This window comes from Agrobacterium sp. CG160-95, from assembly GCF_053521725.1.
The window spans coordinates 64,192-77,045 of record NZ_JBNWDU010000006.1 but is presented as its reverse complement, the minus strand read 5'-3'; the positions used below and the strand labels follow the sequence as shown (position 1 = coordinate 77,045).

The 12,854-nt window shown below is 58.4% G+C and carries 11 protein-coding genes; 4 read left to right on the top strand and 7 right to left on the bottom strand.

Features of this window, described 5'->3' with window-relative positions; translation table 11 throughout:
• The gene (locus ACQZ63_RS20045; protein WP_065662997.1) at positions 1–1,926 is read right to left on the bottom strand and encodes an autotransporter assembly complex protein TamA; all 1,926 of its coding nucleotides are present in this window, start codon (positions 1,924–1,926) and stop codon (positions 1–3) included.
• Between the two features lie 175 nt (positions 1,927–2,101).
• The gene (locus ACQZ63_RS20040; RefSeq protein WP_003492347.1) at positions 2,102–2,353 is read right to left on the bottom strand and encodes a YMGG-like glycine zipper-containing protein; all 252 of its coding nucleotides are present in this window, start codon (positions 2,351–2,353) and stop codon (positions 2,102–2,104) included.
• Positions 2,354–2,724: 371 nt separating this feature from the next.
• Here ACQZ63_RS20040 and hemA point away from each other — a divergent pair, with 371 nt between their 5' ends.
• A complete protein-coding gene (gene hemA, locus ACQZ63_RS20035; protein WP_003516756.1) occupies positions 2,725–3,942 on the top strand; it encodes a 5-aminolevulinate synthase in 1,218 nt (405 codons plus the stop codon).
• 35 nt (positions 3,943–3,977) lie between these two features.
• On the opposite strand, the gene dxr is transcribed toward hemA, so the two are convergent.
• Positions 3,978–5,171 (bottom strand): 1-deoxy-D-xylulose-5-phosphate reductoisomerase, encoded by a 1,194-nt coding sequence (dxr, locus tag ACQZ63_RS20030; protein ID WP_065659921.1) that lies wholly within the window; start codon positions 5,169–5,171, stop codon positions 3,978–3,980.
• Between the two features lie 163 nt (positions 5,172–5,334).
• Here dxr and ACQZ63_RS20025 point away from each other — a divergent pair, with 163 nt between their 5' ends.
• Both ACQZ63_RS20025 and ACQZ63_RS20020 read left to right on the top strand, forming a co-directional pair.
• A complete protein-coding gene (locus ACQZ63_RS20025; RefSeq protein WP_025594534.1) occupies positions 5,335–6,036 on the top strand; it encodes a phosphatase PAP2 family protein in 702 nt (233 codons plus the stop codon).
• A gap of 27 nt (positions 6,037–6,063) precedes the next feature.
• Positions 6,064–7,320, top strand: a complete 1,257-nt coding sequence (locus ACQZ63_RS20020) for an FAD-dependent oxidoreductase (protein WP_113556167.1) — start codon at positions 6,064–6,066, stop codon at positions 7,318–7,320.
• Positions 7,321–7,326: 6 nt separating this feature from the next.
• Here ACQZ63_RS20020 and ACQZ63_RS20015 read toward each other — a convergent pair whose 3' ends face one another.
• From ACQZ63_RS20015 to ACQZ63_RS20000, 4 genes are read right to left on the bottom strand one after another with little or no spacing between them, the layout of a single operon-like run.
• The gene (locus ACQZ63_RS20015; protein WP_113556168.1) at positions 7,327–8,253 is read right to left on the bottom strand and encodes an ROK family protein; all 927 of its coding nucleotides are present in this window, start codon (positions 8,251–8,253) and stop codon (positions 7,327–7,329) included.
• A gap of 3 nt (positions 8,254–8,256) precedes the next feature.
• Entirely contained in the window at positions 8,257–9,423 is a 1,167-nt protein-coding gene (nagA, locus tag ACQZ63_RS20010) for an N-acetylglucosamine-6-phosphate deacetylase (protein WP_113556169.1), read from the bottom strand.
• The gene (locus ACQZ63_RS20005) at positions 9,420–10,442 is read right to left on the bottom strand and encodes an SIS domain-containing protein (protein ID WP_003516766.1); all 1,023 of its coding nucleotides are present in this window, start codon (positions 10,440–10,442) and stop codon (positions 9,420–9,422) included. The genes nagA and ACQZ63_RS20005 overlap by 4 nt, the downstream gene beginning before the upstream one ends.
• A 26-nt stretch (positions 10,443–10,468) precedes the next feature.
• Positions 10,469–11,224, bottom strand: coding sequence for a GntR family transcriptional regulator (locus tag ACQZ63_RS20000; protein ID WP_003516768.1), 756 nt, complete (start codon positions 11,222–11,224; stop codon positions 10,469–10,471).
• Between the two features lie 439 nt (positions 11,225–11,663).
• Between ACQZ63_RS20000 and ACQZ63_RS19995 the strand changes: the two genes are divergently transcribed.
• The gene (locus tag ACQZ63_RS19995) at positions 11,664–12,845 is read left to right on the top strand and encodes a Gfo/Idh/MocA family protein (protein WP_003516769.1); all 1,182 of its coding nucleotides are present in this window, start codon (positions 11,664–11,666) and stop codon (positions 12,843–12,845) included.
• Positions 12,846–12,854 lie beyond the last annotated feature (9 nt).

The window sequence follows — 12,854 nt, the reverse complement described above, 5'->3', positions numbered from 1 at the left end:
TTAAAAAGACTGGCCGATGCCAGCATAAATGCCGAAATTGTTGCCACCATCATATTTTTCAAGCGGCATGGCGACATCAAGACGCAAAGGCCCAAAGGGCGTTGCGTAACGCAAACCAATACCGGCGCCAGCCCGGATATCGGAGAAATCAGGGGTTACGCTGTCGGATACCACACCCGCATCGATAAAGGGCACGATTCCGATCGTATCGGTGACCTTGATACGGGCTTCGATGGAGCCAACCACGTAAGAGCGGCCGCCAGTTGCATCACCGGCTGCATTATAGGGCGATATTTCCTGGTAGCTATAGCCGCGGACGGATCCGCCGCCGCCGGCATAAAAGCGCCTTGTGGTCGGTATGTCCTGCAGATTGCTGCCGCCGACGAGCACGCCGCCGGAAAGCTTTCCGGCCATGATCAAGCGATCTTCGGCGCCGAGTCCCTTATAACCCGAAATAGAGCCTTCAAAGGAGGAAAAGAAGGTGCCGTTCAGCGCTTCATAGCTGGGCTTGGCGGCCACCGATGCACGAAAGCCTTCAGTGGGGTTGAGCTTGTCGTCGCGCGTATCGCGAACGAATTCCAGCGGTATGGAGGTGGTCAGATATTTGTTCTTGCCGAATGCGTCTTCGGTATCTGCCCACTGCACCTCGAGACCGGCTGCTGCGGTATCGGTGTCGTTCAGCTCATAACTGAAACCGGCGGCTCCAGTTATGGTCTTGGCCTCATAGGTATCGGGATGTTCGGTCTTGGCGATCAGGCTGGTCTTGAATGTGGTGCGCGGATTGAACATGCCGGGCTTTGTGAAGGTGATGCCCGCCGAATAGTCCATGCCTTCAACGCTCGATGCTTCGGCGATGCGTGAAACCGAACCCTCGATCCGCAGCGATTCCGCCTGCCCGAACAGGTTCCTGTGGCCCCAATACCCCTGGAGGCCAATGCCTTCCGTGGTGGAATATTGTGCGCCGACGCCGAAATAACGATGCTTGCCCTCTGACACCTCGATGGTGAGCGGAATGGAGCCATCGCGTGACAGTGTTCCTGCTTCCTTGATTGTCAGGCTGGAAAAGACCCCGAGCTGGCGTAGCCGGTCTGCGGCCTTGCGCAGTTTTTCCGGGGAGTAGGGTTCGCCGCCATTGAGGCGCGAATAACGGCGGATGAAGTCGCCGTCGACGGTTTTTTCGCCGGTCACGGTGACCGCGCCGAGGGGTGCCACGGGGCCACCTTCGGCAGCCATGGTAATGTCGACCGTGTTCGTCGCGTGGTTTGCAACGGCCTCGCGTTTCGTCAGCTTCGCAAGCGGGCGGCCTTCGGCTTTCAGATCATCGATCAGCTTGTTGCCGGCGCGGATGATTGCCAGGGATCCGGCCTCGCCGCCGGTGACGAGACCGTATTCTTCAAGGTTGCGGCCCGTCACATCGCCCTCGAGCCTGATATTGCCGAGCGTGAAGACCGGGCCGGGGGTGACGGTTATGACCACGGGCACCGGAGCGGAGTGATCGAACACCGGATTGGGCGGCAGATCGTCCACATCCTTGCCGGCGACCGTGACCTTGACGATGCCGCCATATCGGGCGTTTTCGTAAAGCGCTGCGATCAGCCTGTCCCTGTCATCACGCGCCTTGATCAGAAGGCCGAGATCGCCGGAGGCCGGTTTGTCCTTGTCGGCCAGAAGAAGCGAGCTGTTTTCCAGGCTGCCTTTGAGAGATTTGTCTGCATCGGCAGCATTCAGCGTCACGGCATATTTGACCGGATTTATAACTTCGATCTCCGGTTCTTCCGAACCCCAGAGACGCACGCCGAACAGCTTGAAAGCAAAAGCATCGCGAGTAAACGCCGGGTACAGGGCGAACGTGACGGCAACCGCAAGAGCGGTGCCAGCTTTCCGATACGCAATACCTGTCTTCGGGTTAGTCCGTGTTCTTCGCATAAGCTGCTTTATGGTTGAGCATTTATTATGGCTCTGACCCGTTTCCTGTCCGTTAACAGTGCAGTTTAATCATAAATAAACGGCGTTGAGGACCCTTCGGACTGTGTTTTGCCCGCCTTAACGCAAAAAGCCCCGGATGACCGGGGCTTCTGTGCAACGGTATCTCGTGCAGCTATTAACGGCAACGCGCCGTGTAACGCTGACCGTACTGGTCGCGATAATAGCAATAGCCAGGTTCGGATGCATTGCCGATCAACGCGCCGCCAACGCCACCGATCGCCGCGCCTACTGCCGCGCCACGAACGTTGCCCGTGATAGCGCCGCCCAGGACCGCACCGGAAACGGCACCGATCGAAGCACCCTTTTCAGTCTGCGTGCAGCTTGCAAGCGACAGGCCGACCAGCGCAAATATGATTGCCTTTTTCATGAAACTCTCTCCAACGTTACAATGAGCTCTTCGGCTCGGTAGGCGTCCCATATTTATCTGCGGCGACTGCTACCTCCGACCGCCACAGATAACTAACAATTCGATACCGTTTAGGGAAGCCTCCTCTTTCAGGCGTTCTTCCGCGCGTAAATCGATTGCGTCCCAAACAACGGCGCCGTTTGAAAAAGGTTCCAAATTTCCGGGTTTTTTGATGTGAATCAATTTTGTACTTTTCATCGGCGTCTATAAACGGTTTATTGGAATGGTTCAAAACAACGGCGAATTGACGCAGACGTGGTTAAAGCAGCTCGCAAGGGTTGACGGTCCCGGTGTCGAGGCAGAAAACGATCTGGTCAATTCTGGAGCATGGCATGGACTTCGAGGCATTTTTTACGACGGAACTGCAGAGCCTGCATTCTGAGGGACGCTATCGCGTTTTTGCGGATATCGAACGCCAGCAGGGCAATTTTCCCCGCGCGACACGGTACAACGCCAATGGCGAGCGCAAGGACGTAACCGTCTGGTGTTCCAACGATTATCTGGGCATGGGCCAGAACCCCAAAGTCATCGAAGCCATGAAAGCCGCCATCGATCACTGTGGCGCGGGTGCGGGAGGCACCCGGAACATTTCTGGGACCAACCATCATCACGTCCTGCTGGAACAGGAACTTGCCGATCTGCACGGCAAGGAATCGGCGCTGATCTTCACGTCGGGTTACGTTTCCAACTGGGCGACACTCGGCACACTTGGCCAGAAAATTCCGGGCCTCATCATTTTCTCCGATGCGCTCAACCATGCCTCGATGATCGAAGGCATCCGTTACGGCCGTTGCGAGCGGGTGATCTGGAAACACAATGATCTCGAAGATCTCGAGGCGAAGCTCAAGGCAGCCGATCCAAGCGCGCCGAAGCTCATCGCCTTTGAATCCGTCTATTCGATGGATGGCGATATCGCCCCTATCAAGGAAATCTGCGATCTTGCCGATCGTTATGGCGCCATGACCTATCTCGACGAAGTCCATGCCGTTGGCATGTACGGACCGCGCGGCGGCGGCATTGCCGAGCGCGAAGGCCTGATGGATCGCCTGACGATCATCGAAGGAACGCTCGGCAAGGCTTTCGGCGTGATGGGCGGTTATATTGCCGGGTCCACGGCGGTCTGTGATTTTATCCGTTCTTTCGCCTCCGGTTTCATCTTCACGACGGCCCTGCCGCCGTCGCTCGCTGCCGGCGCAATCGCCTCGATCCAGCATCTGAAGGCAAGCCCCTTTGAGCGCGCCCGCCATCAGGACCGGGTGCGCAAGCTGCGGGGGCTTCTGGATGCACGCGGCATTCCGCACATGGACAATCCCAGCCATATCGTACCGGTCATGGTGGGCGATGCCGCCAAGTGCAAATGGATTTCGGATATCCTGCTCGACAATCACGGCGTCTATGTGCAGCCGATCAATTATCCAACCGTGCCGCGCAAGACCGAGCGTCTGCGCATCACGCCGACACCGCTGCACACCGATGCCGACATCGAACAGTTGGTGGGCGCGTTGCACCAGCTCTGGTCACATTGTGCGCTGGCGCGTGCGGTGGCTTAAGGCCGCAGTTCAAACAAGAGAAAATCTGGCCGCGTTTACGCGGCCTTTTCTTTGCTGGCAATCAGTTCCCGCGCGTGATTGCGGGCTTCCCCGTCCGCCGAAAATACGTCTTCAATGCTGTTGGCTGATCGGCCGTCATGCATGCGGTCCATGACCGTTTCGACGATTTCGGCCATATCGAGAAAACCGATGCCGCCTTCGACGAAGGCGTGAAAGGCGGTTTCTTCGGCGGCATTCAGGGCCGCGCCCTGCAAGCCTCCGCGCTCCAGCGCCGTGCGCGCCAGTCGAAGCGCCGGAAACCTGGCCTCATCAGGCGCTTCGAAATCGAGCCGCGCCAGCTTGGCAAAATCCAGGCGCTCGACATTGAGATTGCCGCGCTCAGGATAGGTGAGGGCATAAGAGATGGCGGTGCGCATATCGGGCGAGCCGAGCTGGGCGATATAGGAGCCATCCGTGTAACCCACCATCGAATGTATGATCGACTGCGGATGGACGATCACCTCCACCTGCTCGGGCTTGAGATCGAAGAGATATTTCGCTTCGATCATTTCCAGTCCCTTATTGAACATGGAGGCGCTGCCGATCGATACCTTCAACCCCATAGACCAGTTGGGATGGGCACGGGCGATATCTGCCGTGACATTGGCCATCTGCTCACGCGACCAGGTGCGAAAGGGTCCCCCGGATGCAGTGAGTACGATGCGCTCCACGGCCTGTTTGTGATCGCCCGTCAGGCACTGGAAGATCGCGCTATGTTCGCTGTCGACCGGGATCAACCTGCCGCCGCCCTGTTTGACCGTGCGCAGGAAAACATCGCCTGCGGAAACGAGGCATTCCTTGTTGGCAAGCGCTATGTCTGCGCCGCGCCGTGCGGCTGTCAATGTCGGGGCAAGACCAGGTGTTCCGGCAATCGCTGCCATTACCCAGCCGGCCTCCATCGAGGCCGCTTCTTCGAGGCCGGATTTGCCCGCCGCAACCTCAATGCCGGTGCCGGCAAGGGCCGCTTTCAGCGCTTCGTATTTGCCGTCCTCGGCGGTTACCGCAAGCTGCGCGCCGAATTCACGCGCCTGTTGCGCCAGAAGATCGATGTTTCCGGCGCCGGTGAGCGCCAAAACCTCGAATTGTCTGCGACCACCCAGCTGACGGACGACATCCAGTGTGTTCGTACCGATCGAACCCGTCGAACCCAATATCGTCAGCCTGCGTGGCATTTCACTGGTATCTGTCATCTTCCGTCCGTCGGTCGTTTCCGGTTGCCCGAAACCGATGCATAGTTTCTGGCGACATGCACTAGCCTCTACTCGTGAAAACCCGTCATAACAAGGACACAGCCGGGCTATTGTTTTTGCGGATGGCAAAGCCATATGCAAGAAAAACGATGAGAGAATATTGATGCGACGTTTTCTGGTTTCCAGCGGTTGGATTTTTGCGGCAAGCCTTGTGCTGGTTCTGGTCTTTATTCCTTTCGACCCACGCCTTTCGGAACATGCTCAAGCCCTGCCGGGAAGGATTGTTTCCTTCAATCGCTCCATTACCGATTTTGGTACGTTCAGCTGGATGCTTTATTCCACCGGCGCTCTTGCCATCCTCGCCTATGTCGGCGCGCGTGTCCTGCAGGCGCGGACCTATGCCGGCCGGCTGAGGACGGCATGGCGGCTTCTCGCTTACTTCTTCCTGACGATCGGAACGGCGAGCATATTGGTCCACACGCTGAAATTCCTGATCGGGCGGGCGCGGCCGGAGCTTTTTCTGGAAATGGGTGCCTATAGCCTCACGCCTTTTACCGGTGACAACCTTTATGAGAGCTTCCCGTCAGGCCATTCGACGGCTGCCGGAGCGTTTTTCGGTGTTTTCGCCATGCTGATGCCGCGCTTCCGCTGGGCGTTCCTGCTACTTGCGCTTGTCATTGGTGTTTCACGCGTCATCGTCGGCGCGCATTATCCAAGCGATGTGGCCGCCGGGCTGTTGCTTGGCATGTGGACGGCCATGGCCTTCGCCTTTATCTTTGCCCGGTCCGAAATGCTTTTCCGTTTCGATGCACATGGTTGGCCACAGCCGAAAAATGCAAACCTGCCGGCGGCGGATGCACGGTAGAGACGTTTAACGGACAGGGGGGCGGTGATGGAAGAAGCGAAAGTCGTGCCGAAGAATGACGGCAGGGCCGTTCAGCACATCCGCACGTCCGTTGTCGTGGCCGGTGGCGGGCCGGCCGGCCTGATGCTCGGCCTTTTGCTTGCCCGCAGCGGTATAGACGTAACGGTTGTCGAGAAACATGGGGATTTTCTGCGCGATTTTCGCGGCGACACCATTCACCCCTCCACGCTTGAACTGATGGAGCAGCTGGGTTTCGCCGAGGAGTTCCTGAGCCTCCCGCATACGCGTGCGCCTCGGCTGAACGCAGTCATCGGCGGCGAGCGTATCACGATCGCGGATTTTTCGCGGCTGCCGGTCCATCATCGTTTCATTGCCTTCATGCCGCAATGGGATTTTCTCAATTTCATCGTCGGCAAGGCCGGGCAATATGAGAATTTCCGGCTGCTGATGAATGCGCCGGTAACCGGCCTGATCGAGCGCGACGGGCGTGTTGGTGGCCTCATGGTCAATACGCCGGAAGGCGCAATCGAGATCGCCGCTGATCTGGTGGTGGGCGCGGATGGCCGCAACTCCATCGTCCGCGAGGCGGCGGGGCTTGAAGTACAGCGCTTCGGCATCCCGACCGAGGTGCTTTGGATGCGCCTTTCGAGACAGCCGGGTGATCCGGCCGACACCATGGGCCATGCGGGTTCGCGGCAGGGTTTCGTGATGATCAACCGCGGTGACTACTGGCAATGCGGGTACGTGGTGCGCAAGGGCTTTTTCGCTGACATGAAAATTGAGGGACTTGAAGCCTTCAGGAACCGGGTTGCGGAAATCTGCCCTTTCCCGCGTGAGAGGCTCGACGAAATTACGAGCTGGGATGACGTGCATCTGCTCACCGTCCGTATCGATCGGTTGAAGCGCTGGTGGAAGCCCGGCCTGATCTGCATCGGCGATGCGGCCCATGCCATGTCGCCCGTCGGCGGTGTCGGCATCAATCTTGCCATTCAGGATGCGGTTGCTGCGGCCAATGTTCTGGTGCCGGTATTCACATCCGGCCGGACCATTGCCGATGATGACCTCGCCGCCATAGAGAAACGGCGATCCTTTCCAACCAAGGCCACGCAATTCTTGCAGCGGATGATGCGTGTCGGTCGCAAGAAAGAGCAGACGGAAACGGCGGAAAAGCCGAAAGGCCCACCCGCCATCGTTAGGGCGATCATGCGGTTTCCACTTTTTGCCCATCTGACCGGCAGGCTGGTGGGGTTGGGCTTTCGTCGGGAAAAGATCGAGACGGTGTGACGCGGCTTAAGCCGCGTTCACGATTTCCTTCGCATATTTCAGCCCGATAACGGCGGAACCAATCAGCCCCGGCTCGATCCGGCAAATGGCGGGCACGACGAGCGGCCTGTCGAAGCGCCTGAGAATGCGGCCCCTGACGGCTTCGTCCAGAGCTGTCACGAGTTCCCTTGAATTCGAAAGCCCGCCGCCGACGGGCACGATGGTTGCGCCGGTGACATTGATCACCATCGCCAGCGGCGAGGCGAGAATATCGATGAGTACATCGATGGTTCTTGCGGCTTGCGCATCGCCTGCCTGCCAGGCGGCAATAATATCCTCACTGGTCATATCCTGCCCGTGAAGATGCAGATGCAGCTTTTCCATGCCGCGCGCGCTGCCGATCGCGTCGACACAGCCGGTGAGGCCGCAACCGCATTCGAATCGCGGCAGCGATACCGGTGGATTGCCGGCCAATGTCGCGGCCACTGGCCCATGTCCCCATTCGCCGGCAAAGCCGCCGTCGCTGTTGATGAGCTTGCCGTCAATCACCAGCCCGCCGCCGACACCTGTTCCAAGGATAACGCCGAAGACGACGCGATGTCCTTGTCCGGAGCCGATTTCCGATTCGGCGATCACGAAACAATCCGCATCGTTCGAAACGATAACGGGAAGGTCCAGGGCTTTTTCCAGATCGTCTTTTAACGTTCTGCGGTGAATGCTGGGAATATTGGCGACTGTCGCCTTTCCCGTATCAAGATCGATGACGCCCGCGATCGACAGTGATACGCAGTCGGGTGTGCCGCCGCTGTTGTCGATGACGGATTTCAAGCCGGCAGCGAAGTCTTCGAAGCTGGTTTTGGGCGTTGGTATACGCGGTACGGGGCGAATATCGTCCGGGGCATGGGCAATCGCGCCCTTGATGGTCGTTCCGCCGATATCGAAACAAACGATCATGGTTTAGACTCCGGAATGTGTGGCATCGTAGATTTTTTCTCCGCTAATCCATGTTGAATGCATCTGGAGGTCTGGTGTCAGCATCACGAAATCAGCATCGAAACCGGGCAGGAGTTTTCCCTTGCCGGAGGCGCCGATTGCCTGCGCCGGATAGGCGGATGCCATTCGCAAAGCTTCTTCCAGCGGCATTTCCATCTTCTCACGCATGAAGCGGATGCAGGAGAGCATGTCTATATCCGCTCCCGCCAGCGTGCCGTCGGCCAATGTTAGCCGTCCACCGTTGCGATAGACGCGCCGGCCGTTCAGTTCGAAACCGTCATCATCCGTGCCGATGGTGGACATGGCGTCGGTGACAAGGAAGATGCGGGCCGGGCCATTCTTGGCGCGCAGCGCAATGCCGATTGCGGCCGGATCGACATGGAATCCGTCGGCTATAAGCCCGCAATGCAACTTGCCGTTCGAAAGTGCGGCCCCGACCAGCCCCGGCTCGCGGTGGCCAAGCGGGCTCATGGCATTGAAGAGATGCGTTACCATGGATGCGCCTGCATCAGCATAGGCCGTCGCAACATCGAGACCGGTGTCGGTATGGCCGAGGCTGACGACGATGCCGGCGTCGCTGAGTGCTGCAACCTGCTCGACAGTAACATTTTCCGGGGCAATAGTTGTCAGCACGAAGGGGAGTTCCGCCTTGCAGCCGGTCAGGACCGCGAGGTCGTCCGTCTCCATCTTGCGGATCAACGCCGGATCATGCGTGCCCTTGCGCGCGACAGAAAGATGCGGCCCCTCGAAATGCAGGCCGAGGAAACCGGGCACATGCTCCTTGCCCGCGGCAATCCCCGCCTGCGCCGCCCTGAACGTCACGTCCGACCGGTCGGTGATGAGCGTCACCATCAAAGCCGTCGTGCCGAACTGGGCGTGGGCGGAGCAGATGCGGGCAATGCCAGCCACATCCGGCTGGTTGTTGAACATGACGCCGCCACCGCCATTGATCTGAAGGTCGATGAAGCCCGGCGCGATCAACAGCCCATCTGTATCGATCACTTCGGCGTCGGCAGGCACGCTGTCCAGGACAGCGGCAACGCGCCCTTCGCGGATCAGGAGCACCTTGTCATCATGCCATTCGGCGCCATCGAAAATGCGGGCGCCGACAAATGCCTTTATGCCGCTCATTGGGTTTCAGTCACCTTCTTCAATGCCACGGGAGCATCCGGGTTGAAGCCTCTTGCGCGCGACAATTGCTCGATGAAGCCGTAAAACGGTGCGATAAGCAGCAATGCATCGGTCAGGGGATGGTTGGTTTCCACGAAGGGCAAGGGCTTGGCCGGGCTACCCTTGGCAGATGTGACGAAAACATTGGCGCCTTTGTGGGCAAGGCTTGCGGCAATATCCGTAACGGAGGTCTCGGCGCGGTCGCGCGCGGCAAAGGCGATTACCGGAAATTTCGGTGCGACCAGCGAAACCGGGCCGTGCATGACTTCTGCCGACGAATAGGCTTCCGCGTGCAGCTCGCAGGTTTCCTTGCATTTCAGCGCGGCTTCCGCGGCAATCGCAAGGGCGGGGCCGCGGCCCAGCATATAAAGTGAATCCTCACCCTTCACAGCCTCGCCAATATGGCTCCAGTCAAGTGCGATCGCCTTGGCGAAATTCTGCGGCAGGGTGCTGACGGCCTTCGCGAGCAGGCTGTCTTCCGTCCATTCGGCAAGGATGGCCAAACCGGCGACAATGGAGTTGACGAAGGACTTGGTTGCGGCAACTGCCTTTTCCGGTCCCGCCTGGATGTCGATGGCGTGATTGGCTGCGTCTCCAAGGGGGGAGGGCAGGGTGTTCACGAGGGAGAAGGTAAGCGCTCCGCCCTTGCGGGCACTTTCCGCCAAAGCGACGATGTCAGGGCTTTTGCCCGATTGCGATACGGCGAAGGCCGCAGCCCGTTCCAGCCGCAGTTTCGTCTGGTAGATCGAGGCGAGCGAAGGGCCGAGCGAGGCGACCGGAAGCCCCGTCTGTAACTCGATCGCATATTTCAGGAAATGCGCGGCGTGATCGGACGATCCGCGCGCAATGGTGACGATAACGGCCGGGTCACGGGCTTTCAGCTTGTCTCCGGCCTGCCGGAAGTCGGCACTAGTATTGTCCAGCAGACGGGCGACGGCATCGGGAATCTCGTTGATTTCCTGGCGCATCAGGGTTGTCATCGTTTTCTGTCCTTGGTCGATGTGTTTCAGTCGGAGGTCATCGTCAGTTCGGCGACGAGGTCGTAGGCGTCGCTGCGATAAAGGGCGCGCGATATTTCCATGAGGCGGCCGCTTTCGAGATAGGCCATGCGCTGGACGGAAAGTGCAGCAGACCCGGGGGGAACCCCAAGCAGCATCGTTTCCTCATCCGTAAGGTTGCGCGCAGAGATGCGCTGGATGGCGCGGACGGGGCGAATATCGCTTTTCGCAAGCTCCTGATAAAGCGAGTTTTCCACCAGCTGTGGGTCCGGCAGAATATCGCCCGGCAGGCTCGTGACTTCGAGTGCGATCGGCTGGTCGTTGGCAAGGCGCAGTCGCGTCAACCGGGCAACCATGGCGGATTGGGAAAGGCCGAGAGCCATCATCTCGTCACCGGTCGGGTAAAACAGGCCTCTTTCAAGCCAGCGCGTGCTCGCCACCATTCCCCGGCGGCGCATATCCTCTGTAAACGAGGTAAGCTTGGTCAACGGCTGCTGCATACGGGTGATCGGTTTGACGACAAAGGTGCCCGACCCATGCCTGCGCACGAGAAGTCCGTCGCGAACGAGATCGTCCACAGCCTTGCGCACCGTGACGCGGCTGACGCAGGCGCTTTCGGCAATGTCGCGCTCGGGCGGCAGGGCATCGCCATGTTTGAGGCGGCCGCCATTGATGGCGTCTTCAATCGTCTGACGCAGTTTCAGGTAAAGCGGGCCGCCGCCTCCCGATTGCAGGTCGTCCAGATTAAGCGCTGCCCCGTTCATCCATAACCTCTGTCACAATCGATGTGGCGAATTCCGGCTATACCATATGCGTCACAATCGGCAATACCAAAATAGAACCATTAGTGGATTTGTACGATTAATCGGTGGTTTTTTCGATCATTTGCCGAATAATAAGGCCTCTTGCTTGAAATTTCTGCATTAACCAAAAAAAATTTCCGGCAATTGGAATTGCTATAGACGATTGGCATTTTTTTGGTATTGTTTTTGTATCAGTGGCTGACGGCGCTCTATCTTGCGCCTGTCTCCGCTGGGGAAATCGGTCTCCGGTCCTCACTAGGATTTGCGAGATCGAATTTAACTTGACCGTTATGAAAATTAATTTCATCGTGGCGGAAAATTATCGCAGATATCAGGATAACCAGCACAGAAATGGTTGCCTCTGCGAAAATGAATTACGAATGAACAGGGAACAAAGTTCATGAAGGTGGGAATTATCGGACTCGGATTCCGTCTCGGTTATCTGGGCTACGTTTTTCACGAGATCGACAAGGATTTCGAGATCGTCGGTTATGTCGATCCTGCCCCGGCCGGTCTGCCGGGTCTTGAGGAAAAGGGCATTTCGGCTGGCAAGGCCTATGACAGCCCCGAGGCGCTGATTGCCGGCGAGACATTCGACCTTTTGATGATCGGCTCACCGAACCATATGCATCTGGAGCATATCCGCATCGGGCTTGAAGCCGGTTGCACCATCTTCTCGGAAAAACCCATCGTCGTCAGCATCGAGGAAAGCCTCGAACTCGCCCGGTTGCTCAACAAGCATGGACATGAGCGGCTGCTGGTCGGTCTGGTCCTGCGTTACTCGCCGCTTTACCGCGATCTGCGCGCCGCGCAGGCCGAAGGCAAGCTGGGTGACGTCGTCTCCATCGAGGCTTCGGAACATATCCCGCCCTATCATGGCGCGTTCTTCATGCGCGACTGGCGGCGTTACGAGAACTATTCCGGCTCCTTCATGCTGGAAAAATGCTGCCACGACCTCGATCTCTATAATGGCGTGGTGGGTGCCCGGCCGCGTTTCGTGTCGAGCTTTGGCGGGCGCAAGAGCTTCACGCCTGCAAATGCTCCGCAAAATGACGGCATCAACGACATGGAAGTCTACCATCGCAAGCCGAGCGGCTGGATGGGTTCCGACAAGGTTTTCGACAGCGACGGCGATATCATCGACTACCAGACCGCGATCGTCGAATATGAAAATGGCGCATCGCTCGCCTTCCATACCAATCTGAACGTTCCCGACGATTTCCGCCGTTTCTGCGTCATCGGCGCCAAGGGCATGGCCGAGGGCGATTTCGTGCGCGGCTTCCTGAACGTGCACAATGCCCGCACCAACGAAAAGACCGTTGCCAAGACCTATTCGGCGGCAACCGTGCTCTCCCAGCATTATGGCGCTGATGAGCAGATGGCCGAGGACGTGATCAACCATGTCGTCAAGGGGACGCCCCTGCCGGTTTCCGCGCTCGATGCGATCGAGGCCGGTATTCTGGCGCTCGCCATGGACGAGGCGCGCCATGGCCGCAAGGTGGTCGATCTCAAGCCGGTGTGGGAGGAATATGATCTGGCACTCCACGGGCAGTTGAAGTCGCCCGCCGTGAAATCGGCTTAAGGGGGCGCT